The organism is Serratia sp. CY29653 (assembly GCF_052169255.1).
GTDB lineage: Bacteria > Pseudomonadota > Gammaproteobacteria > Enterobacterales > Enterobacteriaceae > Serratia > Serratia sarumanii.
Genome location: NZ_JBJNLC010000001.1, coordinates 2,774,870 through 2,795,601, shown reverse-complemented (window position 1 = coordinate 2,795,601; position 20,732 = coordinate 2,774,870). Strand labels below are relative to the sequence as shown.

Below are 20,732 nucleotides of genomic sequence, written 5' to 3'. Positions count from 1 at the left end.
CGATAACTCAGGGCTTCGTCGTTTCTGCTCTCTGAAAAACGGTGCGGCTCAATGAACGGGGCCGGCAGACCGGCCCCTTATCCTCAGAATAACACCGAGTAGTTCAAGCCGAAGGTACGTCCACGGCCTTTATAGCTGTACAGCTCAGGCGAACCGTAGGTTGGGCTGTACAGTATCGGCGCGCGTTGGCCCCAAACGGTGGTGTACTCCTTGTCCAGCAGGTTTTCCACGCTGAAGCTGATTTTCCCCACCGGCAGGGCATAGCTGCCGAGGAAATCGAGGGTGTTGTAGCCATCGATCTTGCGGCCCTGAGTGGAATTGGCCTTGGTGTAATCACCGTCGTCCGACACGTCGAAGGTCTGCTGCGATTGTAAGCGCAGATTCCAGTCGCCCGGCGCCCAGCCGACATAGGCGGTGACTTTCGATGGGCTGGCGGTATCCACCACCAGCTTCTTCCATTCGCCGTTGACTTTGGTTTCGGAACGGATAACGTTGAAGTTGGTGCCGGCGCTCCAGTCGCTGTCTTCAAAGAAATAATCCACCGCACCTTCCACCCCGTAGATGCGGCGCTTATCCGCATTGACGTTGATGGTCATGTCGGTTTTGTTGATGGCGATGCTCTTGTCGGACAGCGAGTAGTAGGCGGCGATTTGCGTGCGCAGGTTATCGCCGGTATAGCGCCAGCCCAGCTCGTAAGCATTGACCTTGATGCCTTCCAGCCTGGAATCGCCGACGTTAACGCTTTTCAGCAGCTGGTAGTGGCCGCCGTTCAGCGCGTAGGTGCCGTTGCCGTAATACTTGCCCGGATCCGGGATCTCGAAGCCCTGAGAGAAGTTGAACCAGGTTTGCTGGCGCTCGGTCAGGTGCGCCAACAGGCCGGCGTTGAACAGCGCATTGTTGTAGTCGGTTTTCCCTCCCGGAATGGCGTCGGCGGAGGCGGCGGCGCCGGTAGCGATCGCCTGCTGCTGGTTATAGCCGACGAAGTCGTCGATTTTGTTTTCGGTGTACTGGTAACGCACGCCGCCGCTCAGGGTGAAGATCGGGTTGATGTCGTAACTGGCCTGCAGGAACGACGCCAGATTGCTGGTGGTATAGCTCGGGTAGCGGCCGGTGCTGTAGGCGTTCTCCAGCGTCATGCCGCCGGACTGTTGCGCCTTTGCCAGGTTAAAGAACTGTTGGTTGGCGTTGAAGCTCTCATGCTCGGCGTCGATGCCGTAAGTCAGCGTCAGCGCGTCGACAGGTTTGCTGTTTAACGTCAGTTTGCCGCCGTAGAAGTCGGTTTTTTGCTGCGAGGCGCCAATGCTGCTGACGTAATAGTTCGGCGCTTTGCCCGCCAACGTCGGGAACGGGTAGAAGGTCAGGGTTTCGTCGCGGTAGTAGACCTGCGCCACCAGATCCTGGCCGAGGAAATCGGTGTTGGAATATTGCAGGTTGATCAGATGGCGTTCGGTGCCGGGGATGCGGTCGGAATCTAAGCTACCGCTGTTGTAGGCCTTGGCGTTGCCGGTCACCGCCGCGAAGTTTTCTCCCAGGAACAGGCCGTGGTCGCCGTCGGACTGGCTTTTGTAGTATTGGGTGGTCAGCTGCAGCTGTTGATGATCGTCGATGTTGAGGGTGCCGGTGCCCATCACGTCGAGGCGATCGGAATACTGCAGGCCGGTTTGGGTGTTGTCGATCAGCACCTCGTTGCCTTTGCCGTCATACCAGCCGCCGTAGCGCTGGTAAGAAACGGACAGGCGCCCCGAGGCGTTGTCGTTGCCGCCGCTGACCGCCGCCGCCACGTTCTCGTCGTGATCGTTATGGCCGCCAAAGCCGGTTTTACCGCCGAGCTGCAACTCGACCTGCGGTTCCGGTTGCCCCTTTTTGGTGACGATGTTGATCAGGCCGCCGGTGCTGCCGCCGCCGTACAGCGAGGTCGCGCCGGAAATCACCTCAATATGATCGATATTGAACGGATCGATAGAATCCAATTGGCGGCTGTCGCTGCGCGATGAGTTCAGGCGTACGCCGTCGATCATCACCATCATCGAACGGCCGCGCATATTCATGCCATAGTTGGTGCGGCCCTGGCCGCTGACGTCCATGCCGGGGATCAGCTGCGCCAACATGTCCTTTATCTCTTTGCCGCCCTGGACCTGCTGTTCGATCTCCTGGCTTTCGATGACCCAAGTGGTCTGCGCCATTTCCGCCACGCTGCGGTGCGAACGGCTGGCGGAGACCACCAACTGCTCTTCGTTGCTGGTTTTCTGATCTTCTGCCCAAGCCGCCGGCGCAAGCATTGCCAGCAGACAAGGGTTCAATACCCAAAGGTGTTTGCGTTTCATCGTTATTTCCCAGGTGATTTTGTTATTACTCTATTTTTGAGAATGCTTCTTTTATCAATAACGTTTCTTGTTATCAATAAAATCATGATATGATTTTTTGCGATACATTAACGTAATTAATTATTTTTATTAACATTTTACCCACTGCGCGATCGAGCACCCCACGCCGTCAACACGGCAGCCGATCGGCCATACGCGTAAGCGATAGCGTTGCCGGAGAATCGAGAACATGTCCGCCAGCTACAGAATTTTTGATATCACCCTGAAAAGCAAAACGCTGATTTCACCTTCGCTGGTGCGCTGCGTGTTTGAAGGTGCGGATATTCATCGGATGAAGCTTGAAGCGCCGGATCAGCGCATCAAACTGTTGTTCCCGGCGGCGGACGGCCAGAGCCCGCAGTTGGCCAACGGCCCGGATTGGTACGGCGATTACATGGCGATCCCCAAAGAACAACGGCCGGTGATGCGCACCTATACGCTGCGTGCGCTGCGCCGTGAGCAGAATCAGATGGACGTCGAATTCGTGCTGCATGGTGTGAACGGCCCGGCTTCCGCCTGGGCGACCCACGCCGAGCCGGGTGACGCCATTCAGACGGTCGCGCCCAACGGCGAGTTCGGCGGCGACAGCGGCGGCTACGAATGGGCGCCGCCGGCGCAGTTGCAGCAGGCGCTGTTGATCGCCGATGAGACGGCGGTGCCGGCGGCGATGGGCATTCTGGAGCAGCTGGCGCAGCAGGCCAATCCGCCGCGGGTGCAGGCGTTCTTCGAAGTGCCGGTGGCGGGGGATTGCCTGGATTTGGCCCGTTTCCCGTTCGCCGAGGTTTACTGGCTGCCGCGTGACGTGGGCCGCCAACTGGCGCACGGTACGCTGCTGGTGGAGGCGGTGCGCCAGCGGGTCGATATCCCCGCGTCGGCGTGTGCGCAGGCGCAGTCCCTGGCGGAAAGCAGCCTGAGCGATGAGGTGCTTTGGGAGCGGGCGGCCGGCGGTAACGCTTTTTATGCCTGGGTGGCGGCCGAGTCTTCCACGGTGAAAACGCTGCGGCGTTATCTGATCGGCGAACGCGATCTGGATCGCGCTACCGTCAACTTCATGGCCTATTGGTGCTGAACGCGCGGCCCTTTTTCGGCATTAACGTGGGAGCAGGGCATGCCGCTGCTATTCCCCCTCAACGAATAATCGCTTGCCAGCGGGTAGTTCGACCGTGTTATGTTCCGCTGAAACGAAGGTTACAGCGAGAACGATAATGCAACGGTTCGACGAACGCCTGCGCCGCGACTACCCACAGCTGACACCGCAGGAGCAGCGGGTGGCCGACTTCATTTTCGATCACTATGACGATTTGATCGGTTACAACAGCGCCGAGCTGGCGCGCCTGAGTGGCGTTTCCAAAGCCACGGTCAGCCGCTTGTTCAAACGGCTGGGCTACCCCAACTACCGCGCCATGCGCGATGAGCTGCGCACCCTGCGCCAAAGCGGCATGCCGCTGACCGACAGCCGCGATGCGGTGCAGGGCGATACGCTGTTGGCGCGGCACTGTAAGCAGGAAATGGCCAATCTCACCCGCTGGGTAAAGCAGATCGATGCGGTACAGTTCAGCGCGGCGATCGCCGCACTGGCGCAGGCGCGAAGCGTGATGCTGCTGGGGCTGCGCAACAGCTATCCGGTGGCGATGCACCTGCGCCAGCAGCTGATGCAGGTGCGGGAGCAGGTGCTGCTGGCGCCGCAGCCGGGGCAAACGCTGGCGGAAGATCTGGCGGGGCTGACGCCGCAGGACATGGCGGTGGTGGTGGCGTTCCGTCGCCGGCCGCGCCAGATAAAGGCGCTGCTGGCGCTGTTGCAAAGCCGCGGGGTGCCGACGTTGCTGATCTGCGAACCGCAGGCGCAGGCGTTGTTCCCACTGGCCAACTGGCACTTGACCGTGCCGCTCGACAGCGTGTCGGCGTTCGACAGCTATGCCGCCGCCATGAGCCTGGCCAGCCTGCTCAGCAATGCGTTGCTGCATGAGCGGCTGGCGCAGGGGCGGCAGCGTATTCATCACGTCGCCGAACTGTTCCAGGCGCTGGACGAACTGGAGCTGCGTTAAGCGCGGCAGGTCATTTCCCTTCCTGCACCTTCCGCCGTTTAAGGCGGATCGGTCACCTTATTGTGTTACTTTGGTTTCATTAATTGATCATAAGAATCTTTTGTTTCAACTGAATTCCTATCGGGAGTAGGCTGTTGGGCAGCAAACAAACGTCATGTCGACGCTGAAGGCATAACTCAATAACTTACTAAGCTGACAGGGAATGAACATGTTGGATATCTCGCAATTCGATCAGATTAACCCGCCGGCGCGCCTGCTGATGGGGCCGGGGCCGATCAACGCCGATCCGCGCGTGCTGCGCGCCATGTCGAGCCAGCTGATCGGCCAGTACGATCCGGCGATGACCGGTTACATGAATCAGGTTATGGCGCTGTATCGTGCGCTGTTCCGCACCGAAAACCGCTGGACGATGCTGGTGGACGGCACCTCGCGCGCCGGTATCGAGGCGCTGCTGGTTTCCGCCATTCGGCCGGGCGATAAGGTGCTGGTGCCGGTCTTCGGCCGTTTCGGGCATCTGCTGTGCGAGATTGCCCGCCGCTGCCGCGCCGAGGTGCACACGATTGAGGCGCCGTGGGGCGAGGTGTTCAGCGCCGATCGCATCGAAGACGCGATTAAGCGAGTGCGCCCGCGCCTGCTGCTGACGGTGCAGGGCGACACCTCCACCACCATGCTGCAGCCGCTGGATGAGCTGGGCGATATCTGCCGCCGCCACGGCGTGCTGTTCTATACCGATGCGACGGCTTCCTTCGGCGGCAATCCGCTGGAGACCGATGTCTGGGGGCTGGATGCGGTCTCCGCCGGGCTGCAGAAGTGCCTGGGCGGCCCCTCCGGCAGTTCGCCGGTCACCCTCAGCCCGCAGTTTGAAGAGGCGGTGCGCCGCCGTAAATGCGTGGAGGCGGGGATCCGCACCGCCGAGCATGCCGACGGCGACGACGAGATGATTTACTCCAACTATTTCGACATCGGCATGATCATGGATTATTGGGGACCGGAACGCCTGAATCACCATACCGAAGCCACCAGCATGCTGTTCGCAGCACGCGAATGTGCGCGGGTGATCCTTGAAGAAGGGCTGGATCAGGCCATCGCCCGCCACCGGCTGCATGGCGCGGCGATGCTGGCGGGCATCCGGGGCATGGGGCTGGCGGTGTTCGGCGATCTCGAACACCGCATGAATAACGTGCTCGGCGTGATGATCCCGCCGCAGGTGCACGGCGAACAGGTGCGGCAGATGATGCTGAACGACTTTGGCATCGAAATCGGCACCTCGTTCGGCCCGCTGCAGGGCAAGATCTGGCGTATCGGCACCATGGGCTACAACGCGCGCAAAGATTGCGTGCTGCAAACGCTGGCGGCGCTGGAGGCGGTGTTGAACCGTCTCGGCTTCGCCAGCAAGCAGGGCGAGGCGTTGCAGGCCGCCTGGAACGTTTATGACGCAGGCAAGCGTGGATGACGCCGCTGGAGGCGCAGCAGGCTGCCGCACGGGTGATGGCGCGCTGTGACGAGCTGGCGGCGATCAGCGCAGAGCCCGATCGGCTGACGCGTCTTTATCTCTCTGCCGAACATAAGCGCGCCAATCGCCTGGTCGGGGAGTGGATGCGTGAGAGCGGCATGCAGGTTTGGCAGGACAGCGTCGGTAATATCTGCGGCCGTTATGAAGGGCTAACGCCCGGCGCCTCCGCACTGCTGCTCGGTTCGCATCTGGACACGGTGCGTAATGCCGGGCGCTATGACGGCATGCTCGGCGTGCTCACAGCGCTGGAAACGGTGGCGCACTATCACCGTCAGGGGCATCGATTACCGCTGGCGCTGGAGGTGATCGGCTTTGCCGACGAGGAGGGCGCGCGCTTTGGCGTCACGCTGCTCGGCAGCCGCGGCCTGACCGGCCAGTGGCCCGCAGAGTGGCTGACGCGTACCGATGCCGATGGCGTGAGCATCGCGCAGGCCATGCACGACTTTGGGCTGGATCCGGCGGCGATCGCGCAGGCGCGTCGCGCACCAAACGAAATTCGCGCCTATCTCGAATTACATATCGAACAGGGCCCATGTCTGGAGGCGGTCGATTTGGCGCTGGGCGTGGTGACGGCGATCAATGGCGCGCGCCGGCTTAACTGCACTTTCAGCGGCGAGGCGGGCCACGCCGGCACGGTGCCGATGGGGCAGCGCAAAGACGCGTTGGCGGCCGCAGCGGAATGGATGATGGCGGTCGAAACGCTGACCCGCGCCGCCGATCCGCATTTGGTGGCCACCGTGGGGTGTATTGAATGCCTGCCGGGCGCGGTCAACGTGATCCCCGGTGAAGTGCGATTGACGCTCGACGTGCGCGGCCCGCAGGATGCGCCGCTGGCGGCGCTGTTGACGGCGTTGCTGGCGCAGACGCAGACGATCTGCGCGCGCCGCGGCGTGCGCTTCGCCAGCGAGGAGTTTTACCGCATTGACGCCACCGCCTGTGATAGCGATCTGCAGCAATGCTGGCAGGCGGCCGTCGAGCAGGTACAGGGACGGAGCCTGGCGCTGCCGAGCGGTGCCGGGCACGACGCCATCGCCGTGGCGGCGCACTGGCCGGTCGGCATGTTGTTCGTGCGTTGCGCCGGCGGCGTCAGCCATCATCCGGCCGAAGCGGTGCGGCAGGCGGACGTGGCGCTGGCGATCCAGGCCTATTGCCTGACGATCGCCGGCTGGGAAAAGGGGGAGTCAGTCTAAACGCAGAAAGCTGTCGGCGTCGCGCCAGGCCGGGAAGGCGCTGCGGTAACTCTGCAGGGTTTCCAGCGACAGCTCGGCGTCCAGCCGCGTGGCCGCGCCGGGCTCCGCATTCGCCAGGATCTCGCCCTGAGGGCTGATGATCAGGCTGTCGCCGCTGTAGCTCAGGCCGTTGGGATCGTCGCCCACCCGGTTGCAGCCCGCCACGTACACCTGGTTTTCAATCGCCCGCGCCGCCAACAGCGTTTGCCAATGGCTGCTGCGCGGCGCCGGCCAGTTGGCGACGTACAGTGCCAGATCGTAATCCTGCTGATAGCGCGCCCAAACCGGGAAACGCAGGTCGTAGCAGATCTGTGGCAGGATGCGCCAGCCGCGCCATTCGAATATTTCACGCCGGTTGCCGGCCTGGTAGTGCAGATGTTCGCCGGCCATGCGGAACAGGTGGCGTTTGTCATAGGCATGTACCTGGCCACCCGGCTCCACCAGCAGGAAACGGTTGACCGCACCCTCGTCAGTTTTCAGCGCCACGCTGCCGCCGATTAACGCGTGGCTTTTCACCGCCCAACCGTGCAGCCAGTCGATCACCTGCTGTTCGGGCAGGGCGCTCTCGCCGGCATCCATGGCGAAGCCGGTGGTGAACATCTCCGGCAAGACGATGAGATCGCGGCCGACGATCGGCGCCAGCAACGCGTCGAAAGCGGCCAGATTGGCGAGGCCGTCGCGCCAGACCAAAGGTTGCTGCAACAGGGTAATTTTTAAAGTCGACATAACCGCTCCGCAGCTGCATCCAGCGTGGCGTCCTGTTTAGCGAAGCACAGCCGGATCAATTTATGGGGAAAAGGATCGGCACAGAAGACCGACAGCGGAATGGCCGCCACGCCCACGTGCTCGGTTAACCAATGGCAGAACGCCACATCGTCCAGATCGGAGATGGCGCCGTAGTCCGCCAGCAAGAAGTATGTACCCGCGCAGGGTAAAATTTCCAGTCGGCTGCTCGCCAGCGCCTGCACAAAGCGGTCGCGTTTGGCGCGATAGAACGCCGGCAGCTGTCGCCAGTGCTCCGGCTCGGCGCGCAGGCTATCCGCCAGCGCCAGCTGGGCCGGGGTATTGACCGAAAAGGTCAGGTATTGATGCACTTTGCGCACCTCGGCGCTCAGCGCGGCGGGGGCCACGCAATAACCCACTTTCCAGCCGGTCATGTGGAAGGTTTTGCCGAAAGAGGACACCGCGATCGCGCGCTGGCGCAGCTGCGGGTGGGCCAGCACGCTGGCGTGGCCGCCTTTGGCGAAGCAGATGTGTTCGTAAACTTCGTCGCTGAGCACGTAGATTTCGCGTTCGGCGATAGCGTGCCACAGCTGCTGCATGTCTTCCGCTTGCCAGGCGGTGGCGGACGGGTTGTGCGGCGTGTTGACGATCACCAGGCGGGTGCGCGGCGACAGCGCGGCGGCGAACGCTGGCCAATCCACGGCAAACGCGGGCGGCTGCAGGGCGATGCGTTTGAGTATGCCGCCGGCCAACGTCACCGCCGGCGCATAGCTGTCGTAGCTCGGATCGAAACAGACCACCTCGTCGCCGGGGCGCACCAGCGCGCTGATGGCGGCGAACAGCGCTTCGGTGGCGCCGGCGGTGACGGTCACTTCGCTGCCGGCGTCCGGCTGCCAGCCATACAGCTCGGCGGTTTTGTCGGCGATGGCTTCGCGCAGCGGCGCCACGCCGGTCATCGGCGCATATTGGTTGGCGCCCTGGGCGACGTGCCAGGCCAAGCGTTCTTTCAGGTAGTCCGGGCCGTCGAAATCGGGGAAGCCCTGCGACAGGTTGATCGCCTGGTGCTGCTGCGCCAGCGCGCTCATCTGGGTAAAGATGGTGGTGCCCAGTGAGGGCAGTTTGCTTTCGGGAATCAATGCGGAAGTGCTCATAGCGGGTGAATACTCCTGGCGCTTATATTGCCGTCAATATAACACGATGCTAGTATTTGGCAATCAAGACGCTTAGATGGCTAAATGCGAAAAAGTGCTTAGCCCGCCATGCGGCAGGCCAAGCCTCATCTGCCGGCCGCCTTACCAAACGGGAAACGATAATAATGACGGAGAATCCGCAACTTACCGCATTGCTGGCGGCCTGCCACTGGATTGGCGACAAAGGCTGGTGCCCGGCGACCGGCGGCAACATGTCGCTGCGCCTGGACGAACGTCAGTGCCTGGTCACCGAGTCCGGCAAAGACAAGGGTAGCCTGAGCGCCGCCGATTTTCTGCGGGTGGATATTGCCGACAATCATGTGCCGAGCGGTCGCACGCCGTCGGCGGAGACCGGGCTGCATACGCTGCTCTATCGCCTGTCTGCGCATATCGGCGCGGTGCTGCATACCCATTCCGTCAACGCTACCGTCCTGTCGCGGGTGGAACGCGGCGATGCGCTGGTGCTGCAGGGGTACGAAATGCAGAAGTCGCTGGCCGGCCAGCGCAGCCACCTGGACAGCGTGGCGATCCCCATTTTCGACAACGATCAGGATATCCCTCGGCTGGCGGCGCGCGTGGCGGCCTATGCCGAGGCCACGCCGCTGCAATACGGCTTTCTGGTGCGCGGCCACGGTCTGTATTGCTGGGGAAGCCAGGTAGCGGAAGCCCGCCGCCATCTTGAAGGGCTGGAATTCTTGTTCCAGTGTGAACTGCAACGCCGCTTACTGGAGGCGAAATGATCCGCGCCATCGTGACCGATATAGAAGGCACCACCAGCGATATTCGCTTCGTGCATCAGGTACTGTTTCCTTACGCCCGCGAACGGCTGGCGGATTTTGTGCGCCGCCATGCCGCTGAGAGCGAAGTCGCCGCACCGCTGGCGGCGCTGCGCGCTGAAATTGGCCAACCGCAGGCCGATCTCGACGTGCTGATCGCCGCGCTGTACCGCTTTATGGATGAAGACCGCAAATCCACCGCACTCAAGGCGCTGCAGGGCATCATCTGGCGCAGCGGCTACCGCGAAGGGGACTTCCGTGGGCATCTGTATCCGGAAGTCGCCGGGCAGTTGGCCGCCTGGCAGCGGCAGGGGGTGAAGCTTTACGTCTATTCCTCCGGTTCGGTGGAGGCGCAGAAGCTGCTGTTCGGCCACAGCGACGCGGGCGATCTGCAGCCGCTGTTCAGCGGCTATTTCGATACGCACGTCGGCGCCAAGCGTGAAACCGCATCGTACCGCAACATCGCGCAGGCTATCGGCATCGCGCCCGACGAGCTGCTGTTTTTGTCCGACATCCACCAGGAGTTGGATGCGGCGCAGGCCGCCGGCTGGCATACCTGTCATCTGATCCGCGATGACACGGACGACCTGAGCCGGCATCCGCAGGTTAACCGTTTTGATCGTATCGATTTAGGGGAGTTCGTCTCATGAGTGGATTGACCATTTTCAGCGATAAAGCGCCGCAGCAGCCGCTGTGGCAGAGCCGCGATGCACAGGAGATCCAGCGGCAGTTGGCGCAAATCGGCGTGCGCTTTGAGCGCTGGCAGGCGGATCGCGAGCTGGGCGACAACCCGCAGCCGGAGGCGGTGATCGCCGCCTACCAGCATGAGATAGACCGGCTGGTGGCGGAAAAGGGTTACCAGAGCTGGGACGTGATCAGCATGCGGCCGGACCATGAACAGCGCCAGGCGCTGCGTGAAAAATTCCTGTCCGAACATACGCACGGCGAAGATGAAGTGCGCTTTTTCGTCGAAGGCGCAGGGCTGTTTTGCCTGCATCTGGACGGCAAGATCTTCCAGATCCTGTGCGAAAAGAACGATCTGATCTCGGTGCCGGCCAACACCCGGCACTGGTTCGATATGGGATCGGCCCCGCATTTCACCGCGATCCGGGTGTTCGACAACCCGGAAGGCTGGGTGGCGCATTTCACCGGCGACAAGATCGCCGATGACTATCCACGTCTGGACTGAGCGTCAACCCGCGGGCGTTACCCCAGCGCCCGCCGGAAAATCCCCGCTTCAACCTGCTGCGGCGTAATCACGCCGCTGTCGAATATCCATCCGCTGATGAGCTTCGCCGGCGTGACGTCGAACGCCGGATTGTAGACCGGCGCATCGTTCGGCGCCCACTGGCAGGCGCCGAAGCTACCTGAAACGCCGGTGACTTCGGCCGCCGCGCGCTGCTCGATCGGGATGGCTGCGCCGTCCGGGCAGTGCGGATCGTGGGTGGTGTGCGGGGCGGCCACGTAGAACGGGATGCCGTGATAGTGCGCCAGCACCGCCAGGCTGTAGGTGCCAATCTTGTTGGCAACGTCGCCGTTGGCGGCGATGCGATCCGCGCCGACCCATACCGCATCGACCTGGCCCTGCGCCATCAGGCTGGCGGCCATCGAATCGCAGATCAGGCGATAGGGAATGCCCAGCTCGCCCAATTCCCAGGCGGTCAGACGGCCGCCCTGCAGCAGCGGCCGGGTTTCATCGACCCATACCTGTTGCACTTTGCCCTGCCGGTGGGCGTGCAGCAGCACGCCGATGGCGGTGCCGACGCCGGCGGTGGCCAATCCGCCGGTATTGCAGTGGGTCAGCAGGCGGCTGCCGGGCTTGACCAGCCCAGCGCCGTGATCGGCGATGCGATCGCACAGCCGGCGATCCTCTTCCACCAGCCGCAGCGCTTCGTTCACCATCGCCGGCGCCCAGTCAGGCTCGGCCAGCGCCAGCTTCATGCGATCCAGGTTGTTCATCAGGTTGACCGCCGTCGGGCGAGCGGCGCGCAGCGTGTGCAGCGCCCGCTCCAGCTCGGCGCGCGGCAGACCGCGTTCCGCCAGCAGCGCCAGCAGCAGGCTGGCGGACAGCCCGATCAGCGGCGCGCCGCGCACCCGCAGGCTGTGAATGTGCCCGACCAATTCCTCCACGCTGTCGCAGGCGCGCCACCGCTTTTCCTGCGGCAGGGCTTGCTGATCGAGGATCCAAAGGCGGTTGTCCTGCAGGGTCAAGCTGGTGGTGTTAAGCGCTTGCATCGGCGGTTAATTCCTTGTTGCGTGGTTATTGCATCTGAAACGCTATTCTGCCAACATGACTTCCAGATGTATAGACGTCCAAATGCTTTTGCGTCTAAATAAACAGAATCGCTGGGGTCAGTGAGAGAGAACAGAGGGGTTGGGGAATGTCGCTTTATCGTACGTTTACGGCTGCCGATGCCGTTGAATATGCCCGCCAATACGGGCAGGTGGCCGATCCGCAGGCGCTGGTGAGCGCCGACGAGATCGGTGACGGCAACCTGAACCTGGTGTTCAAGATCCGCGATCGCGAAGGCGTGAGCCGGGTGATCGTCAAACAGGCGCTGCCCTACGTGCGCTGTGTGGGCGAATCCTGGCCGCTGACGCTGGATCGGGCGCGCATCGAAGCGGAAACGCTGCGGGTTCACGGCGGTTTCTGCCCGCGGCATACGGTAAAAGTCTTGCATCACGATCCCGAATTGGCGGTGATGGTGCAGGAAGATCTCTCCGATCATCGCATCTGGCGCAGTGAGTTGGTGCAGGGCAACTATCACCCGCTGGCGGCCGGGCAGTTGGCGGAATACCTGGCGCAGACGCTGTTCCACACCTCCGATTTTTATCAGTCGGCGCAGCAGAAGAAGGCGGAAGTCAGACGTTTCACCAACCCCGAGCTGTGCCAGATCACCGAAGACCTGTTCTTTACCGATCCCTATATCGACCATGAGCGCAATCAGTTCGAGCTGGCGCTGTTGCCGCAGGTGCAGGCGCTGCGCGAGGATGCGCCGCTGAAGCTGGCGGTCGCCGGCCTGAAACATCGCTTCCTCACCAAGGCAGAGGCGCTGTTGCACGGGGATATTCACAGCGGTTCGATCTTCGTGGCGGAAGGCCGGTTGAAAGCGATCGACGCCGAATTCGGCTTCTACGGCCCGATCGGTTTCGATATCGGTACTGCGTTAGGCAACCTGCTGCTCAACTATTGCGGGCTGCCAGGGCTGTTCGGGCCGCGCGACGCCGCCGCCGGGCGCGAGCAGCGCCTGCAGGATGTGCGCGAGCTATGGCTGATCTTCGCCGATCGCTTTTTGGCTTTGTGCCATCAGCAAAGCCGGGATGCGGCGCTGGCGACGCCGGGTTACGCCGAGCTGTTCCTGCAACAGGTCTGGACCGATGCGGTCGGGTACTGCGGCACCGAACTGATTCGGCGCACCATCGGCCTGGCGCACGTCGCCGATCTGGACAGCATCGCCGACGCCGATATGCGCCTCGACTGCCAGCGCCATGCGCTGGGATTGGGGCGCACGCTGATCGTCAATGCGCCGCAGATCGAGCATATTGATGCCCTGTTGGCGCGCATTCGTCAGCAGGGCTGAAAAGGCGGGTGCTCGTGGATCTTGCCTGACACCATCAGCCAACGGGCGGGGCGAACCCCGCCGTTGGGTTGCCTTACCGTTCGGATTCGTAAGCCAAAGTGGCCGCAACCTCCGAGTCTCCCAGCCTGATGCGCAGTTCGCACAGCGAACCGCGGGTTAGCCAGATGAACGCGATCAGCGTCATACAGACGATCACCAGCTTAAGTACGACCCGTTTTTGCTGCATTTTTGACCTCCCTATCCTTGCCTTGCGGCGGGTAAGAGGCTAACCTGATGTTGTTGGGCATCAGAGTGGCCTCGGGTTGATAATATCGACTCGGGGCCTTTCTCTTTCTCTCCTTTGCCAAGGCTCCGGACAGAAAGATCCAGAGCACCCGCTGCGCAGTCTACTCGAACTTCCTTCCCGTGAAATCCGCCGCTGCGCCAACCTGCGGCGCGGTGCGCAGTTTGTCATGAAAGCAAAAGAAAAAGGGGCGATGATGATCGCCCCTTGGATGCGTGAAGTTCGAATTGGCGCTAAGCCGCTTCGGTCTGCTGTTGGCGCTTAGACTGCGCCGCCGGCTTTTCCGGCTTGGCGGCCGCCAGCGCATCCGGCGCAAAGTCGTCCACGTTGATGGAGCGCAGGCGGCTCTCTTCGGCTTTCACCAGAATTCTCGCTTCATCGGCGCTGATCTTGCCTTCTTCCAGCGCGCGCTCCGCCAAACGATCCAGGCGGGTGAACGGCAGATTTTTGCCGGCCGCCTTGCACAGACGCTCGTGAATCGGCTCGGCGGCCATCACGTCGGCCAGCGCCGCTTCCAGCAGGCCGATTGGGTTATGCTCGCTCGGCGTCAGGTACTGACCGCGCCCCAGACGGCTGCGGGTGGCGGAAGGCACCTGCAGGATCTTGGCCAACTGGTGATCCAGACGGTCGGACGGTGCGGTATGCACGCGGCCAAACGGGAAGACCACGAAGCGCAGCGCGCCGGCGATAAAGCGGTTCGGGAAGTTGCGCAGCAGGTCATCCAGCGCCTGTTCGGCTTTATGCAGGCTGTCTTGCACGCCCCAATGCACCAGCGGCAGATCTTCTTTCTGACGGCCTTCGTCGTCAAAGCGTTTCAGCACGGCGGAAGCCAAATACATCTGGCTGAGGATGTCCCCCAGGCGAGCGGAGATGCGCTCGCGGCGCTTCAGGCTGCCGCCCAGCACGCCCATGGAAACGTCCGACAGCAACGCCAGGTTGGCGCTCAGGCGGTTCAACTGCTGATAGTAACGACGGGTCGCGTCCTTGGTCGGCGTGGCGCTGGTGCGGCCGTTGGTCAGGCCCAGCCAGAAGCTGCGTACCTTGTTGCTGCCGACGTGGCCCAGATGGCCGAACAGCGATTTATCGAAGGCGTTCAGATCGTTGCTCTGCGCCGCCGCCATTTCATCCAGCACATAAGGATGGCAGCGGATCGCGCCCTGGCCGAAGATCATCATGGTGCGGGTCAGGATGTTCGCGCCTTCCACCGTGATGGCGATCGGTGCGCCCTGATAGGCGCGAGCCAGGAAGTTGGATTCGCCCAGCATGATGCCTTTACCGCCGGCGATGTCCATGGCGTCAACGATCGACTGCTGGCCGCGGTGCGTACAGTGGTATTTGACGATGGCCGACAGCACGGCCGGCTTCTCGCCCTGCACCAGCGCATAGGTGATCAGCGAAGCGGCGGCGTCCATCACATAGGTGTTGCCGGCGATGCGCGCCAACGGCTCTTCGATGCCTTCCATCTTGCCGATGGAGATCTTGAACTGACGGCGAATGTGCGCGTAGGCGCCGGTCGCCAGGGCGATGGATTTCAGGCTGCCGGTAGAGTTGGACGGCAGGGTGATGCCGCGACCGACCGACAGACACTCAACCAGCATCCGCCAGCCCTGGCCGGCCATTTTCGGGCCGCCGATAATGTAATCGATCGGGACGAACACGTCGGTGCCGCGGGTCGGGCCGTTCTGGAACGGCACGTTCAGCGGGAAGTGGCGGTTGCCGATTTCCACGCCCGGCGTGCTGGTCGGGATCAGCGCACAGGTGATGCCCGGGGATTCGTTGTCGCTCAGCAGGCGGTTCGGGTCATGCAGTTTGAACGCCAGGCCCAGTACGGTGGCGACCGGCGCCAGCGTGATGTAGCGCTTGTTCCAGGTCAGGCGCATGCCCAGCACCTGCTTGCCTTGCCATTCGCCCATGCACACGGTGCCCACGTCCGGAATGGCGCCGGCATCGGAACCCGCTTCCGGGCTGGTCAGCGCGAAGCAAGGGATCTCGTCGCCGCGCGCCAGGCCCGGCAGATAGTGGTTTTTCTGTTCTTCGGTACCGTAGTGCTGCAGCAGTTCGCCCGGGCCGAGGGAGTTCGGCACGCCGACGGTGATCGCCAGGATGCCGGAAACGCCGGCCAGTTTTTGCAGCACCATCGCCTGAGCATAAGGAGAGAATTCCAGACCGCCGTACTCTTTCTTGATGATCATCGCGAAGAAACGGTGTTCTTTCAGGTATGCCCAGAGTTCAGGCGGCAGATCGGCCAGTTCGTGGGTGATCTGGAAGTCGTTGGCCATGCGGCAGGCTTCTTCCACCGGGCCGTCGATAAACGCCTGCTCTTCTTCCGTCAGGCGCGGTTTCGGGTAGCTGTGCAGCTTGTTCCAGTCCGGCGCGCCGCGGAACAGATCGCCTTCCCACCAGGTGGTGCCGGCGTCGATCGCTTCCTTCTCGGTGGTGGACATCGGCGGCATCACCTTGCGGAAGGCGCGCAGCGCCGGCGCGGAGAGCAGGGAACGGCGCACAGAGGAAAGGTTCAGCGGCAGCAGCACGATAGCCAGCGGCAGCAACAGCCAGAAGCTCCACAGGCCGATCGCACCCATGGCGGCGGTGTACGCCACCAGGATCAGGCTGCTGAGGGTAAGGTTCACTCGGTGGTAGAACACCACGCCGAGGAGAGCCAGGAAAACGACGATACTAAGAACCATCATAAGAAGCTCCGAAGTAGTAAGAGGTCTGACCTGTTGTGTGTATGTAATAGGTTTTAGTACAAGGCAGAATTTTTATCAATGCGTTTACAGTTTAATTACAACTCAGGTCACAAACTGACAGCACCAATCATCAAAAACCTCTCCGCTTCCTTAACCGGCGCGCTGTTTGGCTGAGAATGCTTCTCGCTGTTTCCGCGATCCGGTACACTGCGGAGCGGAAGATTTGACGATAACAAGAGGTTCCTCATGTACCACGACCTTATTCGCAGTGAACTGAACGAAGCGGCTGATACCCTGGCGAAATTTATCAATGACGACGCCAACATCGACGCCATCCAACGCGCCGCGGTGCTGCTGGCGGATTCCTTCAAAGCCGGCGGTAAAGTGATTTCCTGCGGCAACGGCGGATCCCATTGCGACGCGATGCACTTCGCCGAAGAGCTGACCGGCCGCTACCGTGAAAACCGCCCGGGCTACCCGGCGATTGCCATCTCGGACGTGAGCCACCTGTCCTGCGTCAGCAACGACTTCGGCTATGAGTACGTGTTCTCTCGCTATGTGGAAGCGGTAGGCCGCGAAGGCGACGTGCTGCTGGGCATTTCCACCTCCGGCAATTCCGGCAACATCATCAAAGCCATCGACGCGGCGCGCGCCAAGGGGATGAAAGTGATCACCCTGACCGGCAAGGACGGCGGCAAGATGGCGGGTTCCGCCGATGTGGAAATTCGCGTGCCGCACTTCGGCTACGCCGACCGCATTCAGGAAATCCACATTAAAGCGATTCACATCTTGATTCAGCTGATCGAAAAAGAGATGGTTAAGGCTTGATAGCCTGCGGGGAGCTGCGGCTCCCCATGAATAAGACTGCGGGCGCCGCATGCTGCGCCCGCACAGCCTGTGTCAGTGTGGTTAAGGAGTGCTGGCGATGTGTGAACTGCTCGGGATGAGCGCAAACGTACCGACCGATATCTGCTTCAGCTTTACCGGCCTGGTACAGCGCGGCGGCCGCACCGGGCCGCATAAGGATGGCTGGGGCATTACCTTCTATGAAGGGAACGGCTGCCGCACATTCAAGGATCCGCAGCCGAGCTTCAACTCGCCGATCGCCCGCCTGGTGCAGGACTATCCGATCAAATCCTGCGCGGTGGTGTCCCATATTCGCCAGGCCAATCGCGGCGAGGTGGCGCTGGAAAACACCCACCCGTTCACCCGCGAACTGTGGGGCCGCAACTGGACCTACGCGCACAACGGCCAATTGAAAGGCTATCGTCAGCTGGATACCGGCACGTTTCGCCCGGTCGGCCAGACCGACAGCGAATACGCGTTCTGCTGGCTGCTGCATCAGCTGGCGCTGAAATACCCGCGCACCCCGAGCCAATGGCCGGCGGTTTTCCGCTATATCGGCCTGTTGGCGAACCAGCTGCGCAAGAAGGGGGTGTTCAACATGCTGTTGTCGGACGGGCGCTTCGTGATGGCCTATTGTTCCACCAACCTGTATTGGATCACGCGCCGCGCGCCGTTCGGCAAGGCGACGCTGCTCGATCAGGACGTGGAAATCGATTTTCAGCAGCAGACCACACCGAACGATGTGGTCACGGTGATCGCCACCCAACCGCTGACCGCCAACGAAACCTGGCACAAGATTGAGCCAGGCGAGTTCGCGTTATTTCACTTCGGTGAGCGGCTTGTTCTGAGCGAAGGGATTGGTGTTGGGCGTCGGGCTGGCTGACGCGTACTGCGTCATCATGCCGCCGCTGCTCATCAGCGGTTGACCCAAAACGTACTGGCCATTGACCACGCCCATTGTCGGCGGCTGGTGGTTCTTCGCGAAGTAATCGTAGCCCGGCTTCAGCTGGCGCCAGAAGGCGATATAGCTGGATGATGCATGGCGCTTGAGGTTTTGCTCGGTCATGCGGAACGGGTAAATGCTGATGTTGACGCGGCTTTGGCCATAGGCGAAGGCGGCTTCGACGTAGCGATAGATCTCGTCCATATAGGTGTTGGTCATCGCGTAACAGCCAATCGATTTACATTCGCCGTGGATCATCAGATAAGCGCCGGAATAGCCCTGCGACTTATCGTAATCATTAGGGAAACCGATATTGATCGCCCGATAATACTTGCTGTCGGGTTTCAGATGGCGCGCGTCAACGCTATAAAAGCCTTCCGGACTTTTAAAGTCGCCTTCACGGCGTTTAGGACCCAGCCCGCCGGAGAAATTACAGATCGGGAACGTGTTGACCAGGCGGAATTCATTGCCCATTTTGGCATACAATTCCAGCTTGCGTTCCTCTTTGAAGATCTGAATATAGACCGGCGAACCCAATAATTGCTGTTTAACTACCGGCGCTTCGGGTACCTGCTCGCTGGCGCTGCAGGCCGTGATCATCGGCATAGAAACAAGCATCGCAAACAACAGCGCGATTTTGCTCATTATTATTCCTGCTTATATTTATTTGCCGGCGCAATGACGTTGGTCGGCATGCCACTGATATTGTTTTTACTGCTGCAAAACACCGCCAGATTACCAGCGCGTTTATTTTTAGCAATACGTGATATGTATAAAAAAACGACAAAGCTCGATAAAAGTGAAATGACCGGCAGATTTTAACGATAAGTAGTGAAAAACAGGCGAAATTTAATTGCGTTTGCTTGACCCAAGTCACGACGGAACGCAGAACAATGTTGCGAACAATGTTAATATTCCCCCTTCAATTTAACGCGCTGTGGCGATTGAAGCGGTAGGAGTTATGGCATATAACCCGGCCATTTTGATGGTTATTTGGCTACAGGCCGTTAACATATCGACCGTCGCGCTAACAACGGAAAGGGGGAATCAAGGGAATGCGCGTTACCCCAGTTTTTCACTGCGAGAAAGTTCATGTTGGGCGTGCCGCCATGCGCACTGCCCGGCAATCCTGGCATCGTCAGCACCCGCCTCTGGGGCCGGGCAGACGTGTAAACCAAACTACATCGTATAAATCCTATGATTAAGATCAGAAAAGGGTTAGATCTGCCGATAGCCGGAGCCCCGGTTCAGGCGATCCAAGACGGCCCGAACATTCAGCATGTCGCCCTGCTTGGGGAAGAGTATGTCGGAATGCGTCCCTCCATGCTGGTGCAGGAAGGCGATACCGTTAAGAAAGGCCAGGCGTTGTTCGAAGATAAGAAAAACCCCGGGGTTTTCTTCACGGCTCCCGCCAGCGGCCGCATCGCCGCGATTAACCGCGGCGAGCGGCGCGTATTGCAATCGGTGGTGATTGCGCTGGAAAACGGCGGCGATGACCAGCTCGAGTTTGCGCATTACCCGCTGGGTGAACTGGCCCAGTTGCCGCGCGAACAGGTCGAGAGCGAACTGATCGCCAGCGGCCTGTGGACCGCGCTGCGCACCCGTCCGTTCAGCAAAACGCCGAGCCCCGGCAGCGAACCGCGCGCCATTTTCGTCACCGCGATGGATACCCGGCCGTTGGCCGCCGATCCGCAGGTGATCATCGCCGAGCAGCAGGCGGCGTTCAACGCCGGGCTGGTGGTGTTGGCGCGCCTGACGGCGGGCAAGGTGCACGTATGCCACGCCGCCGGCGCCTCCGTTGGCCAGCAGAGCGGCCCGCAGATCGCCTACAGCGAATTCGCCGGCCCGCATCCCGCCGGGCTGGTGGGCACCCACATTCACTTCCTCGAACCGGTCAGCCTGAAGAAAACCGTTTGGCACATCGGCTATCAGGACGTCATCGCCATCGGCACGCTGTTCACCACCGGTCAGCTCGATACCCGCCGGGTCGTGGCGCTGGCCGGGCCGCAGGTGGCGCAGCCGGCGCTGCTGCGCACCCGCCTGGGGGCCAGCCTCGATGAGCTGACCGCCGGCCGCCTGAAAAACGGCGAGAATCGGGTGATCTCAGGTTCGGTGCTGAACGGCATGCACGCCACCGGGCCGAACGCCTGGCTCGGCCGCTTCCACTCGCAGGTGTCGGTGCTGGAAGAAGGGCGCGACAAAGAGCTGTTCGGTTGGATCGTGCCTTCGCCGAACAAGTTCTCCATTACCCGCACCACGCTGGGCCACTTCCTGAAGAACAAACTGTTCGCCTTCTCGACCACCACTAACGGCGGCGAACGCGCCATGGTGCCGATCGGCAACTACGAGCGGGTGATGCCGCTGGATATTTTGCCGACGCTGCTGCTGCGCGATCTGCTGGCGGGCGACAGCGACAGCGCGCAGGCGCTGGGCTGTCTGGAGCTGGACGAGGAAGATCTGGCGCTGTGCACCTTCGTTTGCCCCGGCAAGTATGAGTACGCGCCGGTGCTGCGCGAGGTGCTGACCAAGATTGAGCAGGAAGGATAACCG

General features: G+C 61.5%; 18 protein-coding genes. 11 read left to right on the top strand and 7 right to left on the bottom strand.

Translation table 11 applies throughout. From position 1 onward, the window contains the following. Positions 1 to 83 precede the first annotated feature (83 nt). The gene (locus tag ACJ8HN_RS13550) at positions 84 to 2,324 is read right to left on the bottom strand and encodes a TonB-dependent siderophore receptor (RefSeq protein ID WP_197772392.1); all 2,241 of its coding nucleotides are present in this window, start codon (positions 2,322 to 2,324) and stop codon (positions 84 to 86) included. A 229-nt stretch (positions 2,325 to 2,553) separates the two neighbouring features. Between ACJ8HN_RS13550 and ACJ8HN_RS13545 the strand changes: the two genes are divergently transcribed. The 4 genes from ACJ8HN_RS13545 to hpxK all read left to right on the top strand — a co-directional run bounded on the left by ACJ8HN_RS13545 (position 2,554) and on the right by hpxK (position 7,111). Further along, positions 2,554 to 3,432 (top strand): siderophore-interacting protein, encoded by an 879-nt coding sequence (locus ACJ8HN_RS13545; protein WP_041033385.1) that lies wholly within the window; start codon positions 2,554 to 2,556, stop codon positions 3,430 to 3,432. A gap of 136 nt (positions 3,433 to 3,568) precedes the next feature. After that, positions 3,569 to 4,408, top strand: a complete 840-nt coding sequence (locus ACJ8HN_RS13540; protein ID WP_033653349.1) for a MurR/RpiR family transcriptional regulator — start codon at positions 3,569 to 3,571, stop codon at positions 4,406 to 4,408. A 208-nt stretch (positions 4,409 to 4,616) separates the two neighbouring features. Beyond that, positions 4,617 to 5,861, top strand: coding sequence for a pyridoxal-phosphate-dependent aminotransferase family protein (locus ACJ8HN_RS13535; protein ID WP_442523533.1), 1,245 nt, complete (start codon positions 4,617 to 4,619; stop codon positions 5,859 to 5,861). Beyond that, entirely contained in the window at positions 5,858 to 7,111 is a 1,254-nt protein-coding gene (hpxK, locus tag ACJ8HN_RS13530) for an allantoate amidohydrolase (RefSeq protein WP_442523532.1), read from the top strand. Before ACJ8HN_RS13535 ends, hpxK begins: the two co-directional genes overlap by 4 nt. On the opposite strand, the gene ACJ8HN_RS13525 is transcribed toward hpxK, so the two are convergent. Then, a complete protein-coding gene (locus ACJ8HN_RS13525) occupies positions 7,103 to 7,876 on the bottom strand; it encodes an amidohydrolase (RefSeq protein WP_442523531.1) in 774 nt (257 codons plus the stop codon). The genes hpxK and ACJ8HN_RS13525 overlap by 9 nt on opposite strands. Continuing rightward, positions 7,864 to 9,024: a pyridoxal phosphate-dependent aminotransferase gene (locus ACJ8HN_RS13520; protein ID WP_039567062.1), complete on the bottom strand. Its 1,161-nt coding sequence runs from the start codon at positions 9,022 to 9,024 to the stop codon at positions 7,864 to 7,866. The genes ACJ8HN_RS13525 and ACJ8HN_RS13520 overlap by 13 nt, the downstream gene beginning before the upstream one ends. 164 nt (positions 9,025 to 9,188) lie before the next feature. Between ACJ8HN_RS13520 and ACJ8HN_RS13515 the strand changes: the two genes are divergently transcribed. From ACJ8HN_RS13515 to ACJ8HN_RS13505, 3 genes are read left to right on the top strand one after another with little or no spacing between them, the layout of a single operon-like run. Continuing rightward, a complete protein-coding gene (locus ACJ8HN_RS13515; protein ID WP_060427838.1) occupies positions 9,189 to 9,803 on the top strand; it encodes a methylthioribulose 1-phosphate dehydratase in 615 nt (204 codons plus the stop codon). Continuing rightward, on the top strand, positions 9,800 to 10,489 hold the full coding sequence (gene mtnC / locus ACJ8HN_RS13510) for an acireductone synthase (protein WP_442523530.1): 690 nt from the start codon (positions 9,800 to 9,802) through the stop codon (positions 10,487 to 10,489). Before ACJ8HN_RS13515 ends, mtnC begins: the two co-directional genes overlap by 4 nt. Further along, entirely contained in the window at positions 10,486 to 11,028 is a 543-nt protein-coding gene (locus ACJ8HN_RS13505) for a 1,2-dihydroxy-3-keto-5-methylthiopentene dioxygenase (RefSeq protein WP_087763213.1), read from the top strand. Before mtnC ends, ACJ8HN_RS13505 begins: the two co-directional genes overlap by 4 nt. Positions 11,029 to 11,045: 17 nt before the next feature. Here ACJ8HN_RS13505 and mtnA read toward each other — a convergent pair whose 3' ends face one another. Continuing rightward, positions 11,046 to 12,074 (bottom strand): S-methyl-5-thioribose-1-phosphate isomerase, encoded by a 1,029-nt coding sequence (gene mtnA / locus ACJ8HN_RS13500; protein ID WP_442523529.1) that lies wholly within the window; start codon positions 12,072 to 12,074, stop codon positions 11,046 to 11,048. Between the two features lie 146 nt (positions 12,075 to 12,220). Between mtnA and mtnK the strand changes: the two genes are divergently transcribed. Beyond that, positions 12,221 to 13,420 carry an S-methyl-5-thioribose kinase gene (mtnK, locus tag ACJ8HN_RS13495; protein WP_442523528.1) on the top strand — a complete coding sequence of 400 codons (1,200 nt, stop codon included), beginning with the start codon at positions 12,221 to 12,223 and terminating at the stop codon, positions 13,418 to 13,420. A gap of 73 nt (positions 13,421 to 13,493) precedes the next feature. On the opposite strand, the gene ACJ8HN_RS13490 is transcribed toward mtnK, so the two are convergent. Beyond that, a complete protein-coding gene (locus ACJ8HN_RS13490; RefSeq protein WP_004930217.1) occupies positions 13,494 to 13,646 on the bottom strand; it encodes a Hok/Gef family protein in 153 nt (50 codons plus the stop codon). Positions 13,647 to 13,936: 290 nt separating this feature from the next. Next, positions 13,937 to 16,393, bottom strand: a complete 2,457-nt coding sequence (fadE, locus tag ACJ8HN_RS13485) for an acyl-CoA dehydrogenase FadE (RefSeq protein WP_033649924.1) — start codon at positions 16,391 to 16,393, stop codon at positions 13,937 to 13,939. Between the two features lie 246 nt (positions 16,394 to 16,639). Between fadE and lpcA the strand changes: the two genes are divergently transcribed. Together lpcA and ACJ8HN_RS13475 are read left to right on the top strand one after the other, a co-directional pair. Beyond that, complete coding sequence (gene lpcA / locus ACJ8HN_RS13480; protein ID WP_004930220.1) at positions 16,640 to 17,221, top strand: D-sedoheptulose 7-phosphate isomerase; 582 nt, start codon at positions 16,640 to 16,642, stop codon at positions 17,219 to 17,221. Positions 17,222 to 17,318: 97 nt separating this feature from the next. Beyond that, positions 17,319 to 18,122, top strand: coding sequence for a class II glutamine amidotransferase (locus tag ACJ8HN_RS13475; RefSeq protein ID WP_025301665.1), 804 nt, complete (start codon positions 17,319 to 17,321; stop codon positions 18,120 to 18,122). Here the strand turns inward: ACJ8HN_RS13475 and dpaA are convergent. Beyond that, positions 18,057 to 18,827: a peptidoglycan meso-diaminopimelic acid protein amidase gene (gene dpaA / locus ACJ8HN_RS13470; RefSeq protein WP_033637205.1), complete on the bottom strand. Its 771-nt coding sequence runs from the start codon at positions 18,825 to 18,827 to the stop codon at positions 18,057 to 18,059. The two genes, ACJ8HN_RS13475 and dpaA, sit on opposite strands and share 66 nt — an antisense overlap. 552 nt (positions 18,828 to 19,379) lie before the next feature. Here dpaA and ACJ8HN_RS13465 point away from each other — a divergent pair. Continuing rightward, complete coding sequence (locus tag ACJ8HN_RS13465; RefSeq protein WP_039567060.1) at positions 19,380 to 20,729, top strand: Na(+)-translocating NADH-quinone reductase subunit A; 1,350 nt, start codon at positions 19,380 to 19,382, stop codon at positions 20,727 to 20,729. The last annotated feature ends 3 nt before the right edge of the window (positions 20,730 to 20,732 follow it).